This is a genomic window from Butyrivibrio proteoclasticus P6B7, from assembly GCF_000622085.1.
Lineage (GTDB): Bacteria > Bacillota > Clostridia > Lachnospirales > Lachnospiraceae > Butyrivibrio > Butyrivibrio proteoclasticus_A.
This window is the reverse complement of the sequence record NZ_JHWL01000012.1, coordinates 1-23407: the sequence shown is the minus strand read 5'-3', so window position 1 is coordinate 23407 and position 23407 is coordinate 1. Positions and strand designations below refer to the sequence as shown.

At 43.7% G+C, this 23407-nt stretch carries 17 protein-coding genes; 12 read left to right on the top strand and 5 right to left on the bottom strand.

Translation table 11 applies throughout. The annotated features are described in order from the left end of the window. Positions 1-143: 143 nt before the first annotated feature. Positions 144-584: a hypothetical protein gene (locus T541_RS0109970; RefSeq protein ID WP_026652603.1), complete on the bottom strand. Its 441-nt coding sequence runs from the start codon at positions 582-584 to the stop codon at positions 144-146. A gap of 249 nt (positions 585-833) precedes the next feature. On the opposite strand from T541_RS0109970, the gene T541_RS0109965 reads away from it, so the two are divergent. The 11 genes from T541_RS0109965 to T541_RS0109915 all read left to right on the top strand — a co-directional run bounded on the left by T541_RS0109965 (position 834) and on the right by T541_RS0109915 (position 16162). Further along, a complete protein-coding gene (locus tag T541_RS0109965) occupies positions 834-2957 on the top strand; it encodes a glycoside hydrolase family 3 C-terminal domain-containing protein (RefSeq protein ID WP_026652602.1) in 2124 nt (707 codons plus the stop codon). A 206-nt stretch (positions 2958-3163) separates the two neighbouring features. Continuing rightward, positions 3164-4642, top strand: coding sequence for an L-fucose/L-arabinose isomerase family protein (locus tag T541_RS0109960; protein ID WP_026652601.1), 1479 nt, complete (start codon positions 3164-3166; stop codon positions 4640-4642). A 144-nt stretch (positions 4643-4786) separates the two neighbouring features. After that, entirely contained in the window at positions 4787-6466 is a 1680-nt protein-coding gene (locus tag T541_RS0109955) for a GH25 family lysozyme (RefSeq protein WP_026652600.1), read from the top strand. A 126-nt stretch (positions 6467-6592) separates the two neighbouring features. Further along, the gene (locus T541_RS0109950; RefSeq protein ID WP_026652598.1) at positions 6593-7822 is read left to right on the top strand and encodes a UTP--glucose-1-phosphate uridylyltransferase; all 1230 of its coding nucleotides are present in this window, start codon (positions 6593-6595) and stop codon (positions 7820-7822) included. A 144-nt stretch (positions 7823-7966) separates the two neighbouring features. After that, complete coding sequence (gene galE, locus T541_RS0109945; protein ID WP_026652597.1) at positions 7967-8983, top strand: UDP-glucose 4-epimerase GalE; 1017 nt, start codon at positions 7967-7969, stop codon at positions 8981-8983. A gap of 68 nt (positions 8984-9051) precedes the next feature. Next, positions 9052-9858: a phosphatase gene (locus tag T541_RS0109940; RefSeq protein WP_026652596.1), complete on the top strand. Its 807-nt coding sequence runs from the start codon at positions 9052-9054 to the stop codon at positions 9856-9858. A gap of 117 nt (positions 9859-9975) precedes the next feature. Continuing rightward, positions 9976-10245 (top strand): hypothetical protein, encoded by a 270-nt coding sequence (locus T541_RS0109935; protein ID WP_026652595.1) that lies wholly within the window; start codon positions 9976-9978, stop codon positions 10243-10245. A 95-nt stretch (positions 10246-10340) separates the two neighbouring features. Next, on the top strand, positions 10341-12053 hold the full coding sequence (locus tag T541_RS19330; protein ID WP_051538187.1) for a S1C family serine protease: 1713 nt from the start codon (positions 10341-10343) through the stop codon (positions 12051-12053). 23 nt (positions 12054-12076) lie between these two features. Beyond that, positions 12077-13675: an ATP-dependent Clp protease ATP-binding subunit ClpX gene (gene clpX / locus T541_RS0109925; protein ID WP_026652594.1), complete on the top strand. Its 1599-nt coding sequence runs from the start codon at positions 12077-12079 to the stop codon at positions 13673-13675. A gap of 124 nt (positions 13676-13799) precedes the next feature. Beyond that, the gene (arcC, locus tag T541_RS0109920; protein WP_026652593.1) at positions 13800-14735 is read left to right on the top strand and encodes a carbamate kinase; all 936 of its coding nucleotides are present in this window, start codon (positions 13800-13802) and stop codon (positions 14733-14735) included. Positions 14736-14791: 56 nt separating this feature from the next. Then, complete coding sequence (locus T541_RS0109915) at positions 14792-16162, top strand: MATE family efflux transporter (protein ID WP_026652592.1); 1371 nt, start codon at positions 14792-14794, stop codon at positions 16160-16162. 71 nt (positions 16163-16233) lie between these two features. Here the strand turns inward: T541_RS0109915 and T541_RS0109910 are convergent, their stop codons facing one another. Genes T541_RS0109910 through T541_RS0109895 form a run of 4 tightly spaced genes read right to left on the bottom strand, consistent with a single transcriptional unit; the run spans position 16234 to position 19869 of the window. Next, positions 16234-18165 carry a glycoside hydrolase family 2 protein gene (locus T541_RS0109910; protein ID WP_026652590.1) on the bottom strand — a complete coding sequence of 644 codons (1932 nt, stop codon included), beginning with the start codon at positions 18163-18165 and terminating at the stop codon, positions 16234-16236. Beyond that, positions 18152-18946 carry a DUF975 family protein gene (locus T541_RS0109905; RefSeq protein WP_026652588.1) on the bottom strand — a complete coding sequence of 265 codons (795 nt, stop codon included), beginning with the start codon at positions 18944-18946 and terminating at the stop codon, positions 18152-18154. Before T541_RS0109905 ends, T541_RS0109910 begins: the two co-directional genes overlap by 14 nt. 15 nt (positions 18947-18961) lie before the next feature. Next, positions 18962-19465 carry a hypothetical protein gene (locus tag T541_RS0109900; protein WP_026652587.1) on the bottom strand — a complete coding sequence of 168 codons (504 nt, stop codon included), beginning with the start codon at positions 19463-19465 and terminating at the stop codon, positions 18962-18964. Between the two features lie 20 nt (positions 19466-19485). Continuing rightward, the gene (locus T541_RS0109895; protein ID WP_026652586.1) at positions 19486-19869 is read right to left on the bottom strand and encodes a hypothetical protein; all 384 of its coding nucleotides are present in this window, start codon (positions 19867-19869) and stop codon (positions 19486-19488) included. 222 nt (positions 19870-20091) lie between these two features. On the opposite strand from T541_RS0109895, the gene T541_RS0109890 reads away from it, so the two are divergent. Then, on the top strand, positions 20092-22773 hold the full coding sequence (locus T541_RS0109890) for a Tex family protein (RefSeq protein WP_026652585.1): 2682 nt from the start codon (positions 20092-20094) through the stop codon (positions 22771-22773). Positions 22774-23407 lie beyond the last annotated feature (634 nt).

The window sequence follows — 23407 nt, the reverse complement described above, 5'->3', positions numbered from 1 at the left end:
AAGATATAGCGTGAATTTGGATTAGGGTTAGATTGTGCGAGAATAGAGAAAGCGGATAAGATGATATTTTTCATCTTATCCGTTTCTTTTGTGCTAAAATCTTCTGTTTGTTGCGTCTAAATATACATGAAGTGTAAATGCTATTACTCTTTGTTGGCATATCCTATCATATTAATGATAAGAATAATGGCAGCAATTATTATATACGCAATTCCTAAATAGGAAGTCATTTTGTAGCCGTATTCTGTGTTGCCTTCTATGGCAAGGATGTACATTCCAAAAAATCCTAAAATGTTTCCTGCAAAAACTCCCACAATAACCCCTATGAATCCGCAGATATCACTTACCTTTCCAAGACCCTGAATAATAAGGTAGATGGCAAAGGATAATGGGCCAAATCCTGCGCCGCAGAGCATGCACATAAGTCCCATGATTATTGAATCAAAGACTAGTTTAAATACGTTATATCTTGGGTGGGATAACTGCATGTCCCATCCTGTGGCGATTATAAAAAGAATTATTGGAATAAATGCAACAAGAACCTTAAGCACGGTTATCTTTTTCCTGGGCATCTGGTTGGTCATATCTATAAATCCTCCCTTTCCTGTCTCTATCATTAATACAGATAAGCGTTTTTATTTGTTGCAAATATAGAAAATCGCCTCCGCACATATTAAGAGTAGGAAGGCAAAATATGGTAAGAAAACAAGACCACCGCAATGTAAAATTATGAAAGATGAGATTGCTGCACACTGGTCTAATGGAATGTAACTGGAATTAATGCGAATCACATAAGACTAGCTGGCGGGAATACAAATAAGAAAGGGATAATAATGGACAGACAGGAAGCAAGAAAACGTGCGCACGAGCTTGTGAGCAAGATGACTGTTGAAGAGAAGGCTTCACAGCTTCGTTACGACGCACCAGCTATAGATAGACTTGGAATTCCAGCATACAACTGGTGGAATGAAGCGCTTCACGGTGTTGCAAGAGCGGGTACAGCTACAATGTTCCCACAGGCCATCGGAATGGCTGCAGCTTTTGATGAAGAGCTTATGAAAGAGATCGGTGAGATCATTGCTACAGAGGGACGTGCCAAGTACAACGAGCAGTCCAAGCATGATGACAGAGATATTTATAAGGGCCTTACATTCTGGGCTCCTAACGTTAATATCTTCCGTGACCCACGTTGGGGAAGAGGACATGAGACCTATGGTGAGGATCCATACCTTACAAGCAGACTGGCAGTTCCTTTTGTAGAGGGAATCCAGGGAGATGGAGAGTACATGAAGGCAGCAGCTTGTGCCAAGCACTTCGCTGTACACTCAGGTCCTGAGGGAGACAGACACTTCTTCGATGCCAAGGCATCCAAGAAAGACCTTGAGGAGACATATCTTCCAGCATTTGAAGCTCTTGTAAAAGAGGCTGGTGTTGAGGCTGTTATGGGTGCCTACAACAGAACCAACGGAGAGCCATGCTGTGCTAACAAGCCACTTATGGTAGATACTCTTAGAGGTAAGTGGGGATTCGAAGGTCACTTCGTATCAGACTGCTGGGCAGTAAGAGATTTCCATGAGAACCACAAGGTTACATCAAGCCCTGAAGAGTCAGTTAAGCTTGCTCTTGAAATGGGATGTGATCTTAACTGCGGATGCACATATCAGAAGATCATGAACGCATACAGAGAGGGCATCATCAGCGAAGACCTTCTTACAACATCATGTGAGAGACTCTTCACAGCAAGATTCCTCCTGGGAATGTTTGATAAGACAGAATACGACGAGATTCCATATACAGTAGTTGAGTGCAAGGAACACCTTGCAGTTGCCAGCAGAGCAGCTAAGGAGTCAGTAGTTCTTCTTAAGAATGACGGACTTCTTCCTCTTAACAAGGACAACATCAAGACAATCGGTGTAGTTGGACCAAACGCCAACTCAAGAATTGCTCTTATTGGTAACTACCACGGAACATCATCCAAATACATCACTGTTCTTGAGGGAATTCAGAACAAGGTTGGGGATGACGTAAGAGTTCTCTACTCAGAGGGCTGCGACATCTTCAAGGACAACATCAGTAACCTTGCAGATCCTAACCTTCCTGACAGACTTTCAGAGGTTAAGACAGTAGCTGAGTATTCAGACGTTCTGGTGGTTGTAGTTGGACTTGATGAGAATCTTGAAGGAGAAGAGGGTGATGCAGGTAACCAGTTTGCGTCAGGAGATAAGATCAATCTTAACCTTCCACTTCCTCAGAGACAGCTCCTTTACACAGCTCTTGAGTGTGGCAAGCCAACAATCGTTATCGACATGGCAGGTAGTGCAATAGATCTTTCTGTTGCTCAGGATAAAGCTAATGCAGTTCTTCAGGGATGGTATCCTGGAGCGAGAGGTGGCGCAGATATCGCTGACATCCTCTTTGGAGAAGTATCTCCATCAGGTAAGCTCCCTGTAACCTTCTACAAGTCAGCTGACGATCTTCCAGACTTTAGAGATTACTCAATGAAGAACAGAACTTACAAATACTTCACAGGCACACCACTTTATCCATTCGGATATGGTCTTACATATGGTGACTGCTACGTTAAGCCAGAGAACCACTTCACAGTTGAAGGCATCGAAGATGATGAGGCTAAGGGCGCAGTTCTTATCGTTACTGTTGTTAATGATGGTAAGTTCGACACCGATGAGGTTGTTCAGGCTTACATTAAGGACCTGGATTCTGAGTTTGCCACAACAAATCCTACACTTTGCGGATTTAAGAGAGTACACGTTCCAGCTGGATCAGAGGTAGAAGTTCAGATCAACATTGATAAAAAAGCTTTCACTTCAGTTAATGAAGAGGGTCAGCGTAAGATCTTTGGAAAGAACTTCAGAATCTTCGCAGGAACACAGCAGCCAGGCGCAAGATCAGAGGAACTTACAGGCCACAAGTGTGCTTCATTTGATCTGACACTCTGATAATAACTACAAGCATTTTGAATAAATTTCAGCCCCAAATTTCTACATTTTCGCGAATTGTATTTTGATTTGCCATGACAGATAATTAGATACGTCGGGGCACAATGCCATGAGGCATATGTTTTTTGACCAAATAGAGCGGGCAGCTCTTGGGATTATATGAATAGTTTTAGATGCGCTTTTTAAGCGTAGAAAGGGGATTTTTTATGATTAACATTCCAGAAGTAAAAATTGGACTTGTTGCAGTAAGCCGTGACTGCTTCCCAGCATCACTTGCTGTTAACAGAAGAAAAGCTTTAGTAGAGGCTTACAAGAAGAACTTTAACGACAAGGACGTATATGAGTGTCCTGTATGTATCATCGAGAGCGAGACTCAGACTATGGAAGCTCTTGAGGATATCAAGAAGGCTGGATGTAACGCACTTTGCGTATATCTTGGCAACTTCGGACCAGAAATTTCTGAGACACTTCTTGCTGAGAAGTTCGACGGACCTGTAATGTTCTGCGCAGCTGCAGAGGAGTCACAGGGCGACCTTATCGATGGTAGAGGAGATGCTTACTGCGGTATGCTTAACGCAAGCTACAACCTTCACCTTCGTAACGTAAAGGCATACATCCCAGAGTATCCAGTAGGAACAGCTGATGAGTGTGCTAAGATGATCAACGAGTTCGTGCCAATCGCAAGAGCTCTTTACGGAATTGCTAACCTCAAGGTTATTTCATTCGGACCTCGTCCAATGAACTTCCTTGCTTGTAACGCTCCTATTCAGCAGCTTTACAACCTTGGTGCTGAGATTGAAGAGAACTCAGAGCTTGACCTCTTCGAGTCATTCAATAAGCACGCTGGAGATCCTAGAATCGCAGAAGTTAGAGCTGATATGGAAAAAGATCTTGGCGCTGGCAACAAGAAGCCTGAGATCCTTGACAAGCTTGCTCAGTACGAGCTTACACTTCTTGACTGGATCGAAGAGCACAAGGGCAGCAAGAAGTTCGTATGTATCGCTGGTAAGTGCTGGCCTGCATTCCAGACACAGTTTGGTTTCGTTCCTTGCTATGTTAACTCAAGACTTACAGGAAGAGGAATCCCTGTATCTTGCGAAGTAGATATCTACGGTGCACTTTCTGAGTTCATCGGAACATGCATCTCTGACGACGCTGTTACACTTCTTGATATCAACAACTCTGTACCTGCTGATATGTATGAGCAGTCAATCAAAGGCAAGTTTGATTACAAGCACACAGATACATTCATGGGCTTCCACTGCGGAAACACATGCACAAGCAAGCTTTCAAGCTGCGAGATGAAGTTCCAGAGAATTATGGCTAGAAACCTTCCTGAGGAAGTTACACAGGGAACACTTGAAGGCGATATCGCTCCTGGAAACATCACATTCTACAGACTTCAGAGCACATCTGACAATCATCTTAAGGCTTATGTTGCACAGGGTGAGGTTCTTCCTGTTGCTACACAGTCCTTCGGTGGTATCGGTGTATTCGCTATTCCAGAGATGGGAAGATTCTACAGACACATTCTTATCCAGCACAACTTCCCTCACCACGGTGCAGTAGCATTCGGTCACTTTGGAAAGGCTATCTACGAAGTATTTAAGTATTTAGGAGCAGAAGTAATCGGCTACAACCAGCCTGCATCACTTCCATATCCTACAGAGAACCCATTCGCTTAATTGCAGAATAGGTCAAAAGAAATAACTATTCAGAGAGGTATCGGTTTATACCGGTACCTCTTTTAAAATAGGTTGACCCGCCTAATGATATCCAAGTATAATTTAAATGTTAAGACATGCTTAAAACTGAGGGGAGATATTTTGATGAAAAAGCTTAGAAACATCATACTTTCACTGGGAATGTTACTGGGGGTAGTAGCAATCCTGTCTTTTTCTCCTGCCGCGTCATTTAAGGCTGAGGCCGTTGGACCAGAAGTGGCAGTGGGAATCGACGTTTCCAAGTATCAGGGAACAATCAACTGGCAGCAGGTCAAGGCTTCAGGCGTTAGATTCGCCATGATCAGAGTTGGTACAACCAAGAAGGGCCTTGATGAACAGTTTGTTAATAACATCAATGGAGCTAATGCAGCAGGTATCAGAACAGGTATCTACATTTACTCTTATGCAACAACACCAGAGGCTGCAGCAGCTGAGGCTAATCAGGTACTTGCCTGGATAGCACCTTATACAGTTACTTTCCCAATCGCAATTGATATTGAGGATTCTTGCCAGAAGGGCCTTAATGCAGGCCAGCTTCAGGCAATCGCAGATACATTCTGTGGCATCATCAATGCCAACGGCTATGAGGCAATGGTATATGCCAGCAGGAACTGGTTCCTTCAGAGAATGCCTAACGTAGCATCAGCTAAGTGGGTAGCTCAGTACAACACAGCCTGCGATTATCCTGGTGATTACGCTATGTGGCAGTCAAGCTCACATGCTACATATGCTGGTGTCCCAACAAGATGTGATGTTAACCACCTTTATGTGGACTATTTCTCACGTATCATTCCAGAGGGCTTTAACAGCTGGGGTGGACATGTTTATTATTATCATAACTACCGCAAGCAGTACGGCTGGATTAACCTTAGCGGCGCAAGATATCATGCTGACGCCAACGGATTCATTCAGACAGGCTGGTTCCAGGACGAGAGCGGTATCTATTACCTTGATCCTAACGCAGGCGGTCTTGCTAAGACTGGATTTGCTGATATAGACGGCGGTCACTACTATTTCAATGAGAATGGTGTCAGATGCACAGGACTTCTTAACCTTGGCGGAACAGTTTATTACGCTAACGCTGATGGCCTTTGCCAGAGAGGCTTTGTAAACCTTGAGGATGGCATCAGATACTTTGATGAGCAGTACATCATGCATACCGGACTTACTCAGATTGGAGACAAGCTCTACTACTTCAACGAGAACGGTATCATGCAGGCTGGAATGTTCGCTCTTGAGAGTGGCAAGTACATGTTCGGTGCAGACGGCGTAGCTATTTCAGGCTGGTACTCCAACGAACAGGGACAGAGATTCTACTTTGCAGCTAACCACGCAGCTCTCGTAGGACTTCAGTCAGTAGATAACGCAGTATACCTCTTTGGAGCTGATGGTGTAATGTTCACTGGATGGTCAGGAGATCTTTCTGCAAGATATTACTTCGGACCAGATGGTAAGATGGTTACAGGCTGGAACGCAATTGAAGGCAAGTCTTACTACTTCGCAGCAGACGGCAAGATGGTTCTTGGACTTGCATCCCTTCAGGATGGTGTATATTACCTTGATCCAGCAGATGGACATCAGGTTGTTGGATGGGTTCAGACACCAGAAGGATGGCGCTACTTCGACGCTAACAACGGAAGAATGCTTGTAAATGTGACGGCAGTTCTTGATAACGTATCCTGCACATTTGATGCAAACGGTATTCTTACAGATCCTGCAGGATGGACACCTGGCACACCTGCTCCAGTAGCAGCTGCTGATGCTTCATCATCAACAGGAAACTAAGACTATAATCCATAGAATAATTAGAGATAAGCTCTAGGATTCTTTAGAGCTTATCTCTTTTCTATTATTGTGGTAGAATATTAGTTACGAATGTCGACAGTTTGATTAATCAGGAAGGAAACTACAATGGATTTTATTAAAGCACAAGAGAAACTTAAAGCATTTGGACAGGAGCATGTCCTTAAATATTATGATGAGTTAAGTGACGCTGAGAAGGAAGCTCTTTTAACACAGATTGAAGAGACTGACTTCACTATTCTTGAGAACTGCAAGAACCTTGGAAAGGGTCAGGCTCGTGGTAAGTTTGAGCCACTGGCAGCTCTTCAGGTATCAGAGATTGAGAAAAGAAAAGACGAATTCACCAAGATCGGTGTGGAAACTATCAAGGCTGGCAAGGTTGCAGCAGTACTCCTTGCAGGTGGCATGGGAACAAGACTTGGTTCTGACGATCCTAAGGGAATGTATAATATTGGACTTACTAAGCCAGTTTACATCTTCCAGAGACTTATTGAGAACCTGATGGATACAGTTAATCAGGCAGAGGGCAGCTACATCCACCTCTTTATCATGACCAGTGAAAAGAACAATGACGCAACAGTTGCTTTCCTTAAGGAGCACAAGTTCTTTGGATATCCAGAGGATAAGGTGACATTCTTCAAGCAGGATATGGCACCAGCTTCTGACTATGATGGCAAGGTATACATGGAAGGAAAGGGCAGAATCTCCACATCACCTAACGGTAATGCGGGCTGGTACTCATCAATGCTCAAGGCAGGCCTTCGCGATACACTCCTTAAGGAGGGAATCGAATGGATCGATATCTTTGCTGTAGATAATGTTCTTCAGAGAATTGCTGATCCTTGCTTTGTTGGTGCAACAGTTGAGGCAGGTGTTTCCTGCGGTGCCAAGGTGGTTAGAAAGAATGCTCCAGATGAGAAAGTTGGTGTTATGTGCCTTGAGGATGGCAGACCTTCAATCGTTGAGTACTACGAGCTTTCACAGGAGATGATGGATGCTAAGGATGCAAACGGCGATCCAGCATACAACTACGGCGTTATCCTGAACTATATGTTTAATGAGAAAGCTCTTTATGAGATTGCCAAGAAGACTCTTCCTCTTCACGTTGTTGAGAAGAAGATTCCATATATTGATGAGAATGCAAACCTCGTTAAGCCTGAGAGCCCAAATGGTTGCAAGTTTGAGCAGCTGGTTCTTGATATGATCCATGAGCTCGATACATGCCTTCCTTACGAGGTTGTCAGAGAGCATGAATTTGCACCTATCAAGAACAAAGAGGGTGTGGATTCTGTAGAGTCAGCTCGTGAGCTTTGCAAGAAGAACGGAATAGAATTATAACATTTTGACAGGTTATTATAACAAAATGAAATTGTACATATTCGGATTCGACAATAAAATGGAGTTGATGTCAGGGGGAAGAAAGACATTAGGAACAATTGATGTAAACAAAAAGTTTGTTGTTAAACAGAAAAGAGGTTGAATATGGCTATTCTTGTAACAGGTGGAGCAGGATACATCGGATCACACACAGTAGTTGAGCTTCAGAACGCTGGCTACGACGTGGTAGTAATGGATAACCTTGCTAACGCAAGTAAGAAGGTTATCGGAAGAGTTGAGGCTCTTACAGGTAAGAAGGTTCCATTTTATGAAACTGATATAAGAGACAGACAGGGACTGGAGGAGATCTTTTCCAAGGAGAAGATCGAAAGCGTAATTCATTTCGCAGGACTTAAGGCAGTAGGCGAGTCTGTACAGAAGCCATGGGAATACTACGAGAACAATATCGCAGGAACCCTTACACTTGTAGATGTAATGAGACAGCACGGATGCAAGAACATCATCTTCTCATCATCAGCTACAGTTTACGGTAATCCGGCATTTATCCCTATCACAGAGGAGTGCCCAAAGGGAACATGCACTAATCCTTATGGATGGACCAAGTCCATGCTTGAGCAGGTGCTTACAGATATTCAGAAGGCTGATCCAGAGTGGAACGTAGTCCTTCTTAGATACTTCAACCCTATCGGAGCTCATAAGAGTGGTACAATCGGCGAGAATCCTAACGGAATTCCTAACAACCTTATGCCATACATTACACAGGTTGCTGTAGGTAAGCTTCCTGAGCTTAACGTATTTGGTAATGACTACGACACACCAGATGGAACCGGAGTACGTGATTACATCCATGTTGTAGACCTTGCAAAGGGACATGTTAAGGCTCTTGCCAAGCTTCAGCCAGGCAGTGGACTTAATATCTACAATCTGGGAACTGGTGTAGGATACAGTGTCCTTGATATCGTAAAGAATTTCGAAGAAGCAACTGGGGTTAAGATTCCTTACGTAATCAGAGACAGAAGAGCTGGAGATATCGCTACCTGCTACTCCAACGCAGACAAGGCTGAGAGAGAGCTTGGCTGGAAGGCTGAGAACGGCATCAGAGAGATGTGCGAGGATGCCTGGAGATGGCAGAGTCAGAATCCTAACGGATACGACGAGTAATTGTTAAAAGAGCTATCATAAGCAAGTATAGATACTTAGGGGGTATGGGGAAGATTTAAGAGGTAGATATGTATAAAATTGAATGCGACACCCATACACATACTTTATTTTCAAGACACGCATATTCCACAATTCAGGAAAATGTAATGGCTGCCAAGGAAGCGGGACTTAAGCTTCTTGGAAGCACAGATCACTTCAGTGAAATGCTTTTTCCTGATTATGAGAATATCAAGAATTATCAGTATCTTCTATGTACTCACATGTGGCCCCGCAACTGGGACGGCGTGACAGTACTTAAGGGATGCGAAGCGGATATAGTTGATCTTGATGGCAATATGTTTGGCCATGACATCAGCGTTTATAAGGCAACCATCGGAGATATCTATGATACTCCCCGTAACCTTCAGCAGATGGTGTTTGGCTGCTGCGATTATGTTATCGCCAGCATACATTCCAAGAGACATACAATAGGAGCAAGCCTTTCTCAGACTACTAATATGTACATTAAGGCTCTTGAGAATCCTAAGGTATTCTTCATTGGACACATCGGAAGAGCCGGAGTTCCATTTGAAATGGATGAGGTTCTTAAGGTTGCTAAAGAGCTTCATAAGCCAGTAGAGATCAATGAACACAGCTTTGGCTTTAATGATGATAATGAATCCATCTGCTCCAACGTAGCAGAAAGATGCGCTGAGCTTGGTGTTGGCATCTGCGTTAACACAGATGCACATATCAGTCTTGATATAGGTAAAGTGGATAAAACTAAGGAAATCCTGGAGAATATCCACTTCCCTGAGGAGCTTATCGTAAACAGAACAGCAGAGAGTTTCCTCAAAGGACTTGAGGAAAGCGGAGTATTTACTCTTAACAAGTGACATAAGTATTCCAAAATTCTTGCATATTAGTTACATACTTTAGTATTATTAATCCCAGATTTAGTCTTATTTCTTATTACAGTGAGACTGGATCTGGGATGTTTTGGAGATAGAGATATGTTTAGATTATGGGTTAAGCTAATAGACAATAACCACCTTATCAAGGACATGGTTGTCTGCGACGATACGCAGGATACCAGAACCCACAAGGTGTTTAATTCAATAGAGAAGGCATGCTATGAGATGGATCTTTCCAAGCCAATCTGGCTTGATAATGTGGTTAAAGAGTTCCAGCTTTACGCTAAATGCCGATTTAACAAGGATTCCTTTATGGAAAGCGTTCCTTTTGACTATATGGAGATACAGGTTTTAGAGGAAGATTATTAATTATTTGATTATATTTTTATAATAATTAAAACACATTTCCGTCACAGAATAAAACTATACTAGTCCCATAAAATGAAAGGAAGAAGGGATATATCATGAACGAAGAGCAGAATAATCAAAACCAAAACCCTAATTTTTATAATTTGAACATGAACCCAAATGTGGATTCAAATGTAAACACAAATGTGAATTCAGACATGAATCCAAATATGAATACTAATCTGAACAATCAGATTAATAATACATTCCAGAATACAAGTCAGGTACAGACTGGTGCACAGCCACAGATTCAGTCTCAGCCACAGACAGTAGCTGGTAATTCATATACTGGAAACACTGACCCAGAGCACAATTACTCATATCAGACACAGTCGGGTCCATTTTCTAACCTGAACAGCGACAGCTTAACAGGTAACAACGGCTATGAGACTCCAAAGCCAGTGTACGGCACATATCAGTACGCAACACAGAACAACACTGGCGTTAACACACCTAATGGAGGTAACATTCCTCCTAAGAAAAAGAACAAAGCACCTGCTATCATAGCTGTGGCACTAGTGTTGGTTCTTTTCATAACAGGACTTGGAGTTGCGTACTTCTCACATAATGGCTTTAGCTTTGGAGGTTCAGAGGCAGTTGCTGATGCCAGCACAACAGCCAGCACTGAGAACGCAGCAGGAACTCAGGCACAGAAGGTTTCACTTACAACAACTTCTTCAGCGGTTGTAACAGATATCACAGAGATGGTTGAGGCAGTTATGCCAGCCATGGTCATGATCCACAATAACTTCATGACATCAGCTAATTACTTTGGATATTCTCAGTCAGAAGAGGCTACAGCATCAGGAAGTGGCATCATTGTTGGACAGAACGACACTGAGCTCTTGGTAGCTACTAACTATCACGTTATTGAGGGTGCTGACTCCCTTGAAGTTATTTTCTGCGACGATGCAGTAGTTCCTGCAGTTGTTAAGGGTACAGATTCAGATATGGACCTGGCAGTTATCGCAGTTAACCTTGAGGATATTTCAGCAGATACCATCAACACAATCAAGGTTGCAACACTGGGCGACAGTGAGACACTTAAGCTTGGTGAGCCTGCCATCGCAATTGGTAACGCTCTTGGCTATGGACAGTCAGTTACAACAGGCGTTATCTCAGCTCTTAACCGTGAGGTTGAGATCGAGGAAGGTGTGACCAAGACCTTTATTCAGACAGATGCAGCCATCAACCCTGGTAACTCAGGTGGTGCGCTTCTTAACATAAATGGTGAAGTAATAGGAATCAATTCTAACAAGCTTGGTGGCGACGTTGTAGAAGGTATGGGATATGCTATTCCTATATCTGTGGCTAAGCCTATCATCGAAGAGCTCATGAACGAAGAGACCAGATATAAGGTGGATGAGTCAGAGCGTGGCTATGTTGGAATCAAAGGCGTAATGGTAACATCAGATGTTAACAGCTACTACGGCCTTCCAGAAGGAATCTATGTTGCAGAAGTAGTTCCTGGAGGAGCTGCAGAGGCAGCAGGCATGAAGAAGGGCGATGTTATCGTAGAATTCGAGGGAAAAGAAATTTCTTCAATGGAAGATCTTACTACAAGACTTGAGTACTACGCAGCTGGAACAACTGTTACAATAAAGGTAATGAGAGAAGGCGACGACGGATACGAAGAAGTTGAGCTTCAGGTAACACTTGGAAGCGCAGATGATTCCGCCACAGATTCAAATGGCCCAGGAAGCGGCAATGGAGGACAGTATCCAGGACAGCCTAATCAGGGTGGTAACGACGAAGACGATGACGGCTAAGCCATCGTTATAATGGAGAGTGTATGACAGATAATAGAGACAACGAGTTTGATTTTAGAGAAGTTAAGGATGGCGAAGAGGTGATTACTTCTGAGCATTCAGAGGATAATGTAGAGAATACATCAGATAACTCAGATGTTAAAAAAGATGATTCATCTACCGGATCTCAGGACAAAGGCCCAGAGGATAAGGGCCCTGAGTACGAGGATGTCTGCTTTGTGTGCAGACGCCCTGAGAGTAAGGCTGGTAAGATGTTCCATCTTCCTAACAACATCTGCGTATGTAACGACTGCATGCATAAGACCATGGACACTGTGAGCCAGTTCGATTATCAGAACATGCTCAACAATCCTACTCTTATGAACGAACTTAATAAGAATATGAATTCCGGCTTCCCTAACATGGGCTTCTTTAACCTGGGGGATATGCAGAATAACAATATGAACATGGGAGGAATCCCTAATTCACAGAAGATCAAGAAAAAGGCAGAGAAGTCAGAAAAGGCAACTATCGACATCAAGAACATCCCTGCCCCACACAAGATCAAGGCTAAGCTTGATGAGTATATCATCGGACAGGACCAGGCCAAGAAGGTTATGTCTGTTGCGGTTTATAACCACTATAAGAGAGTTGCAACAGATACAATGGATGAGATAGAGATTGAGAAGTCCAACATTCTCTTACTTGGACCAACAGGTAGTGGTAAGACTTACCTTGTTAAGACTCTTGCCCGTCTTCTTGATGTGCCTCTTGCTATTGCAGATGCCACATCTCTTACAGAGGCTGGTTACATCGGCGATGATATCGAAAGTGTTGTAAGTAAGCTCCTGGCAGCAGCTGGTAATGATGTTGAGAAGACAGAGCATGGAATCATCTTTATCGATGAGATCGATAAGATTGCCAAGAAGAAGAACACCACATCCCGTGATGTAAGCGGTGAGTCAGTTCAGCAGGGAATGCTTAAGCTCTTAGAAGGTTCCAACGTAGAGGTTCCAGTTGGCGCCGGCTCCAAGAACGCCATGGTTCCACTTGCTACAGTTAATACAAGAAATATTCTCTTTATCTGCGGAGGTGCTTTCCCGGATCTTGAGGAGATTATTACACAGAGACTTAATAAGCAGACATCAATCGGTTTTGATGCTGATCTTAAGGACAAATACGAAGATGATCCTAACCTTCTTACCAACGTTACAGTTGAGGACCTTAAGAAGTTTGGAATGATTCCAGAGTTCCTGGGCCGTCTTCCTATTATCTGTTCACTTCAGGCTCTCACTAAGGAGATGCTTGTTAAGATATTAAAAGAGCCTAAGAATGCTATTCTTAAGCAGTATCAGAAGCTCCTTGCTCTTGATGAGGTTGAGCTTATCTTTGATGATAGCGCCCTTGAAGCTATTGCTGAGAAGGCTCTGGAAAAAGAGACAGGAGCAAGAGCTCTTCGTGCCATCATCGAGGAATTCATGCTGGATATCATGTATGAGATTCCTAAGGATGACAACATCGGCCGCGTTACAATTACAAGAGATTACATCGAAGGCACCGGCGGACCAGTTATCGAGATCCGCGGAGATGCCGTTCAGCCTAAGCTTCCTGTATTTAATACAGAGCAGGCTACAGGTGTCTGATCAATTTGCGATAAATATAGTATCCCCAGATTCAGAAATAGGATTTGGGGATACTTTTTCTTTTAAAACCTCGGTAAATAGGGTACAATAAACCTATCTTTTCTGAATAAAGTGGAGGCCCAATATGGACAGTTTGAAAGCAGTTGTTTCTTTAGGTCACGAAGCTCTTGGTATCACAACTAATGAGCAGATGAATGCTACCAAGAATGCAGCCAAGGCGCTGGCAGATCTTGTTGAGAGTGGTTATCAGCTTACTATCACACATAGTAATGGACCACAGGTCAGCATGATCCACAAGGCCATGACTGAGCTTCACCGTATGTATATAGATTATACTGCAGCACCTATGTGCGTTTGCAGTGCTATGAGCCAGGGATATGTTGGATATGATATTCAGAATTCCCTTAAGTCAGAGCTTACAAGCAGAGGTATTTCCAAGCCAGTAAGCACAATCCTTACACAGGTAACAGTTGATCCTTATGACGAAGCTTTCTATGCACCAACTAAGGCCATCGGACGTAACATGTCCAGAGAGGATGCTGATGTTGAGGTTAAAAAAGGTAACTTCGTAAAGGAAGAGCCTGGCAAGGGCTACAGACGTATCATTGCAGCTCCTAAGCCAATCGATATTGTTGAGATGGATGCCATCAAGACTTTAGTAGATGCAGGTCAGATCGTAATTGCCTGTGGCGGTGGCGGAATCCCAGTTATTCAGCAGGGACATGTTCTTAAGGGCGCTTCAGCAGTAATTGAGAAGGATGCTATCGCAGGTAAGCTTGCAGCAGACCTTCACTCAGATAGATTATTCATCCTTACTTCTGTACCATTTGTTTACAAGAACTTTGGTAAGGAAGACCAGGAGCCAATCGCTAAGATGACAGTAGCAGATGCTAAGAAGTACATCGAAGCTGGTGAATTCGGAGAAGTAGATATGCTTCCTAAGATTGAAGCAGCAATCGAGTTCCTTGAGGCTAACCACGAGGGACAAGTACTTATTACATCTCTTTCTTCAGTGCAGGATGCACTTAAGGGCAAGGCTGGAACATTAATTACTTATTGATAACTCTTGAGAAGGCATCGGTAGATGCCTTCTATTTTGTGTAAATGGTGAGAAAAATGGGTAGAAACGAAGCAGTAAAGGATCTAACAGTTGGTAATCCAATGGGGCTTATCTTTAGATTTGCTCTGTCACTGTTCTGGGGCATGTTGTTCCAGCAGCTTTACAACATCATAGATAAAGCCATAGTATCCTGGTTCCTCGGAACAGAGGCATACTCTGGCATGGGTTCAACAGGTGCTATCAACTTCCTTATCATGGGATTTTGCATGGGAGTCTGCAACGGTTTTGCTATTCCTGTAGCTCAGAGATTTGGAGCTAAGGACTATAAGAGTATGCGTAAGTTCGTAACACATGCCATTATGCTGTGTTCAGCCTTTGCACTTGTTATGACAGTGCTGGTCAGTGTGTTCTGCAGACAGATCCTGGTGGCTATGAAGACACCTGATTCACTTTTGGACTACGCTTATCAGTATATTATCGTTATATTCCTTGGTATTCCTGTAACTTACATGTACAACCTTCTCTCTGGTATTATCAGAGCCCTTGGTGACAGTAAGCATCCAGTGCAATACCTTATCATTGCATCTATCATCAATATTGGCCTTGACCTTCTTTTCATTATTCCTTTCAAATGGGGAATCATGGGAGCAGCCCTTGCAACAGTAATTGCTCAGCTGGCAGCAGGTATCATGTGCCTTGTATTTATTATCAGGAAGATTGATATCCTGAAGCTCTCCAAGGAAGACTGGGAGATAGACAAATGGCACTTTGCGATTCTATGTAACATGGGAATTCCTATGGGACTTCAGTATTCCATAACTGCTATAGGAAGTGTTATTCTTCAGACCGCTATCAACGGCGTAGGACCAGATGCGGTAACAGCCGTAACCACAGGCGGTATGGTGGGAATGTTCTTCTGTATTCCATTCGATGCCCTTGGATCCACCATGGCAACCTATGGCGGACAGAATGTTGGAGCTAAGAAGCTTGATCACCTGTCCCAGGGCCTGGTGGCAGCCATTAAGCTTGGATGCGGATATGCAGTTCTGGCCTTCATAGTTCTTTACTTCTTTGGAAGGAACTTTGCTATGCTGTTCCTTGATGCCAGCGAGGTTAAGTGCCTGGATGACGCCCACCTCTTTGTTATCTACAACAGCATGTTCTATGTACCACTTGCTCTTGTTAATATCGTTAGATTCCTGATACAGGGAATGGGCTTCTCAATGTTTGCAGTAATTGCAGGTATCATGGAGATGATAGGAAGAACAGCAGTGGCAGTGCTTCTGGTACCAAAGGTGGGCTACGTGGCTATCTGCTTTGCGAGCCCGGTAGCATGGGTCCTTGCAGACGCCTTTCTTATTCCAGCCTTCATCATTGTCCGTAACAAGCTGCGGAAGATCTTTAGCGGTCAGGTGGAAGTCTATTAAAAAGAGCTATATCAATGATTAAACACATAATAAAAAGCACATCTAACCTAAATGGCTGGATGTGCTTATTTTTAGTATTCGTTAATTCTTGCTGTCATGTTAGGATCCAGATCAGGATTGATCTTGGTAATTCGTCTGTCGTAGGTCATAAGACCATTTACCTCTTCCTCAACGTCACTTAGCTGTGTGTAAACAGCTCCGGAAAGGCCCCTTGGAATAAGAGGCTTAAGTGTTCCGTTCATAAGGTTGTAGTATGCCACACCAAGTTCTTCGATGGTGTTGTACTTCTTGTAACCAAAAACACGATCAACGCTACTGTGTCCTTCAATGTGGTGGGTGAATCCACCGTATTCGGATATGACGAAAGCTCTTTTCTCTTCAACCTCTACAGTAAGTGGGCGGAAGTAGTTGTGGACACTGCGGAAATTGCCACTGCCCTCATCAAACCAGCCACTGGCCTGATCGATAGGTCTGGAATCATCCATCTCCCTTGCAATAATCGTAGCTCCCGCTGCATTGAACTGTCCCCAGCCCTCGTTGAAAAGAACCCAGGTAGCAATGCTTGGAACGTTGTACAGGTAGCGGATTGTGGACTTCATCTCGTTGATCCACTCGCTTCGACCTTCGGCAGAGCCTCTTGAGAAGGTCTTGTAGTAGGCTGGACCATCGCTCATACGACCAAATACCTTAGGGAACAGCGTTGGAAGATAGGAAACCATAGGCTTAGCATAGGATGATCCGCCGGAAACCATATCCTGCCATACGATCATGCCAAGGCGGTCGCAGTGGTAGTACCAGCGAGCGGACTCAACCTTGATGTGCTTTCTAAGCATGTTAAAGTGAAGTCTCTTCATTTCTTTGATGTCAAAGATCAGAGCTTCATCTGAAGGTGCAGTGTATAAGCCATCTGGCCAGTAGCCCTGGTCCAGAACTCCCATAAGGAAGTAAGGCTTGTGGTTGAGACAGAACCTCATAAAGCCCTTTGGATCTTTTTCTACGGTGTAGGATCTTACGGCGAAGTAGGACTTGACCTGATCCTCTGCAGCTGTGATCTGGAGAGGATATAGATATGGATCCTCAGGAGACCAAAGGTGTGGATCTGTGATCTCAAAGGTGAAATGATAATATGTCGGACTAACCTCTGAATGGTCAATGCCAACACAAGGGCAGGTGTCCGATGAATATTCGAAGTCGTTATTGTACTGTGACTGCTCGGAAGCAGATGATGCAGACTTAACCTGTTCAAGACCAGGAATCTTAACGCTTACCTGGGTTGGACGGTTAGTGGAAATCTCTATGGATACAGTCTTAAGGTCGTTCTCAGGACGAATGAACAGCTCTCTGATATAAGTTTCAGGAACCTCTTCAATCCAGACAGTCTGCCAGATACCGCTCTGACAGGTGTAGTACATGCCGCCTCGCTTAAGAGTCTGCTTGCCTCTGCTGTGATAAGAGGAGTCGCTGGTGTCCTTAACTCTCAGGTTAAGAGTATTGTCTTTTGCCAAAAGATTGTCGTCGCCAAACTTAAGATAATCTGTAATATCTACGGTAAATGGAAGGTAGCCGCCACTGTGAGATCCGATGAGAGTATTGTTGATAAATACATCGGCGAACTGGTCTACCGCACCGAAGTGAAGCAGGAACCTTGAAGCCTGGTTCTTCCTTGTAAGATCTGGTAATTTCTTTTGATACCACAGGTAGGACTCTGGATTAAGGCGTCTCTCCACGCCTGACAACATGGCCTCTGGTGAAAATGGCACCAGGATAATGCCTTCCATATCTTTAGGGATAGTAAGGTCTGATTCGTCGCCGGATTCAGTACAGAAGGCGTATTCCCAATATCCATTTAGGTTGATATAGCTGTCCCTGACAAACTGGGGACGGGGATATTCCTTTAGAACGTTGTCTGGGTCGAGGTTCTCGCCCCAGGGAGTATAGAGCCTGTTGAGCACATCGTCAACGTGCGGTTTGTCTATTGCACGGATTGCATCAATTAAGTCCATAGTCACCGTCCTTTTCTTCTGTGATCTTGGTATCAACTACCTCAGGAGCATTTTTCCTTGCTGAATTAGCGCTAATACCAGCAATGAGATCCTGGTAGAATGCGCAGGTTGAAGCATACTGATAAACAGTTGCCCAAAGAATAGGAATAATAAATGCTATAAAGCACAGAATGTACAGTGGAATAAAGGTCACCTTAAGGTAAAAGAGGCGGAGCCTGTTGCCTTTCATGATCCTGCGGCTTGTGGCAAGGATCTGAGCTGCTGATCTTTCAGGGAAATCCTGAAGCAGGAAGAAAGACATGGAATATGTAAGGTCCATGTAGACAGAAACAATGATCTGTACAATAAGACCGATGATAACGTACATATAAACATCAATTGTAGGATTGGTGTAGAACTGAAGCGTGAAGTAGGAAACAGGAATTCCTGCGATCATTGTGATTCCGCTGATAAATGCCTGAATCTTCATGGCGCTTACTGGCTGCTGTTTGAAGCCAAAGAATATATCAGAAACGGAAACAGTCTGTGAATACAAGAGGTTCATGTAAAGGTACGCCTTACCTGACATAAGAATGCCAAGGAATACTGATGCTGCAAAGGAAAGAAGCAGCCCGAAAATGTAAAAGGCGATACTGGATACATTGGAAACACCTGTAAATAAAGAAACGCCAAAGGTAATTGCGAGGATAAGAAGATCGGCACCTATGAGGGTACCGTACTTACCGATGCTAACTTCTTTGGCGATGGATTTAAGCTCTTTTGCTGATTTAAATTTGGTCATTAAAACTCCCTTGCCTTATCCGGCAAGGTCAATATTAGCCCCAACTAATGCCTGTCTGTCGCTGGACTTTCTTGCCTGCTGATAAGGATTGTCTTCATTAGAATATTTGATCTTGGTTGCGGTCTCCCCACCGCTGACATAGGTGCGGCCACACTCAGGGCACACCGCCGTCTTTATAGAAACAGATGCCTGAAGAACTTTGCCGTTCTTCTGAGCCGCTGTCTTATAAGCATTACTTACGTGCTCAGCTTCATGACCTCTGACCCTTGCTGCTGCGGCCTGAGGACTGATGTGCTGCGCACTTTTAAAAGAAACCATTTCATCAGAACCGTCTTGGTACTTACGGTTCCTACATGTTTCACACTCTGCAGGAGAAGAGGTTCTCCCCGGAGCCTTTGTGGTTGATTCATTTGGATTGAGGATGGCCTTGGATTGTCCATCTACTCCTGAAGCAGGCATGCTAATAGCTGAATATGCGGCATATGCACCGTAACTTCCTATTGCACCGATCATACTCATAGGCACCTTCTTCCTATGCGTTAATAATCCGTTGGAACTCCAAGCTCTTTTAACGCATCATCAAAGCTAATACCATACATTCTCTCATAGGTCTGATTGAGGTAATCTCTTGCTTCCGGATTAGTAAATACCGTCACAAAGGAGTGAGCGATAAGTGCGTATCCAAGCACGATTCCTACGATTGAATAAAAAACACTTTTCTTGGCCTGGGGCAGGAGCTTCTGATAGTTGCCCTTGGAAAGGATGGCTAGAAGGATTGCCACGCCGGCCATTGGGATACCAACATATGGAAAAAGACATAGCGGAATGGAGATAAGCCCCAAGGTCAGGGCTGTCTGCGCCATCTTCACATGTGGATCCAACTCATTGTGCGAAATGTTGTAGTTGTAATTGTTGTAGTCCATCAAATAAGCCTTTCAAACATACTTTCTTATAGTAAATTCTACAATATAATCCCACATTTTACAATGTTTACGCCAGTTTGAAATGCTTGAAACACCTGCCGTTTCATTGGTATAATAGTGACGTTGGTGCTGTTTATAAAAATTTCACCGTAAATTCTTACGGGATTTATGAGAAATACAGCATTCATTTACGTTTATATTCGTTTTTGCAGGAGAGATTGTATGGATATTGTATTGAAGATCAAAGAGGAACTTAAGGTTGAGAAATGGCAGGTCGAGGCCGCAATCAAGCTGATTGACGAAGGCAACACCATTCCTTTCATTTCCCGATATCGTAAAGAGGTTACCGGATCACTTAACGATGAGCAGCTCCGTAACCTTGATGAGAGACTTAAATACCTTCGCGGTCTTGAAGAAAGAAGAGAGCAGGTTCTTGCTTCCATCGAGGAGCAGGGCAAGATGACCGATGAGCTCAGAGCTAAGATCGTTGCTGCTGAGACCATGGTTGCCATCGAGGATCTTTATCTTCCATATAGACCTAAGAGAAAGACTAGAGCCAGCATTGCCAGAGAGAAGGGCCTTGAGGGACTGGCTGATATCCTTCGTGCCCAGGAGACTACTAAGCCTTTAGTAGAAGAAGCAGCAGCTTTTGTTGATGAAGAAAAGGGAGTAAGCGACGCAGCAGAGGCTCTTCAGGGCGCTATGGATATCATCGCCGAAGAAGTGTCTGATAATGCTGACTTCCGTACATATATTAGAGAAGCCACAATGGAACAGGGACTTCTCACAAGTAAGGCTAAGGACGAGAAGGCTCAGAGCGTATACGAGATGTACTACGACTATCAGGAGCCAGTTGGAAAGGTGCTTGGACACAGAGTTCTGGCACTTAACAGAGGTGAAGCGGAGAAATTCCTTGTGGTTAAAATCGAGGCTCCAGAAGAGCAGATTCTTCAGTACCTTAACAAGAAGATGATCACTAAGGATAACCCAATTACTACACCAGTTATCGAAGAGATCAACCAGGATGCCTACGAAAGACTTATCGCTCCTGCTATCGAAAGAGATATCCGCAACGAGCTTACAGAGAAGGCTGAGGACGGCGCTATCACAGTATTTGGTAAGAACTTAACTCAGCTCCTTATGGCACCACCTATTGCAGGCAAGACAGTTCTTGGTTGGGACCCAGCCTTCAGAACAGGCTGTAAGCTTGCCATCGTAGATGCTACAGGTAAGGTCCTTGATACCAAGGTCATATATCCTACAGCACCTCAGAACAAGGTAGAGGAATCTAAGGCAGAGCTTAAGAAGCTCATTGATAAATACAACGTAGATCTTATTTCAGTTGGTAACGGAACTGCTTCAAGAGAGTCAGAGCAGGTAATTGTAGAACTGATAAAAGAGCTGGACAGTCCAGTTCAGTATGTCATCGTTAACGAAGCTGGTGCTTCTGTTTATTCAGCAAGTAAGCTTGCTACAGAGGAGTTCCCACAGTTTGACGTAGGACAGAGAAGTGCTGCTTCTATTGCCAGAAGACTTCAGGATCCTCTTGCAGAGCTTGTTAAGATTGACCCTAAGTCAATCGGTGTTGGCCAGTACCAGCACGACATGAACCAGAAGAAGCTGGGCGAAACCCTTGAGGGTGTTGTTGAAGACTGCGTTAACAAGGTTGGTGTAGACCTTAACACTGCATCAGCTCCACTTCTTCAGTACATTTCTGGTATCAGTAAGGTAATTGCTAAGAATATCGTTGATTATAGAGAAGAGAACGGTAAGTTCAAATCAAGAGAAGAGCTTCTCAACGTTCCTAAGCTTGGACCAAAGGCTTACGAGCAGTGCGCAGGCTTCCTTAGAATCGCAGATGGTGAGAATCCTCTGGATGCAACCAGTGTTCACCCAGAGTCCTACGAGGCAACACTTAAGCTCATGGATAAGCTCGGCATCACCTTTGATGATGTTCGCGCAGCTCAGAAGAACGCAGCTAAGGCAGCTCTTGAAAAGCCAGCTGCCAAGAAGGAAGAGAAGCCTCGCCCACAGAAGAAGCCTAAGCAGGTAGTTATCAGAAATACCAGCACAGCCATGGGAGCAGCCCTTGCAGCAGCTCTTGCAGGAAGCAATCTTGCAGTTGTGGATGATGGCGCAAGCGATAGCGCTAAGAAGAATACAGATAATAAGGCTACAGAGACAAGCGCTACTACAGGCGTTACAGGATCTCTTTCCAAGAAGGTTTCAGAGACTGATAAAAAGAAATTGTCAGAAGAGCTTGGTATCGGTGAAATCACACTTACAGATATCCTCTCAGAGCTTGAGAAACCATCAAGAGACCCTCGTGAGAACATGCCAGCTCCTATCCTTAGAAGCGACGTCCTTGATATGAAGGACCTTAAGCCTGGTATGGTTCTTAAGGGAACAGTCAGAAACGTTATCGACTTTGGTTGCTTCGTTGATATAGGTGTTCACCAGGATGGTCTGGTTCACATCTCTCATATCACTGATAAGTTCATCAAGCATCCTCTTGAGGCTGTCAGCGTTGGTGATATCGTAGATGTTCAGGTTCTTGATGTAGAGCTTGATAAAAAGAGAATTGCCCTTACCATGAAGATTGAGGATCCAGCTAAGGTTGCAGCTGAGGCTGCCCAGAGAGCAGCTCAGAGACCTGCTCCAAAGGCTAATCCTGATGCAGGTAAGACTAAGGCAGCTCCTAAGAAGACATCAGTTGTTGATCAGGTTGCTAAGGCAGCAGGAGTTACCAAGAAGCCTGCAGCTAAGAAGACTGAGGGAACTACAGCTGCGAAGAAGCCTGCAAGTGCCTCAAGTGAGACGCCAGTTAAGAAACCAGCTTCAGAGCCGGTTAAGAAGTTTAAGAAAAAAGGCATCGTAATATTTAAGGGAAATGCTAACGATTAATTAAAGAATTTGTGGAACACGAAAGAATCTGCTATTAGGTTCTTTCGTGTTTTTATTTTGTGACAAATACCGTAATTGACGGATAATTCGAAGATATTTGAGAAATAGTCTTTTATGATATTTGAATAAATCTGCTACAACTTTTTTGGACAAAATGTAGAATTCTTAAAAAACGTAAATAAACTATTTACAATTTGGAGGATAAGGATAAAATAAAGTCTTAGGGGAGTGGGGGCCTTAGGCCTTAATCTAAGATGACCGTTCGGTTATCGATTTTTCTTATGAGGGTTGGCATTGGCGCTTCGGTACGAAGAGCTTATTTTTTGACGCACTTGGAAATTTTATTTTATTTTTTTTGAAACCATGTGCAACATTTTTGGAGGCTCATCTGTATATAAGATGTAGCGTTCATTTTAGAGGGGTGCTTTGCGCATCAACGCATGGCTACTGCGTGATACGGACTGTATCAGTCTTTATCATAGATTAGATTCTGGTAAAAGAACCAGATCAATAATATTTTTTAAACGGAGGAAAAAAATATGGCACAAAAGGGTATGAATGTCAGCGAAGTTGAGGGATACCTTTCAACACTTTCAGCTGGCGCAACTGATCTTGATCAGCTTACAACAGACGT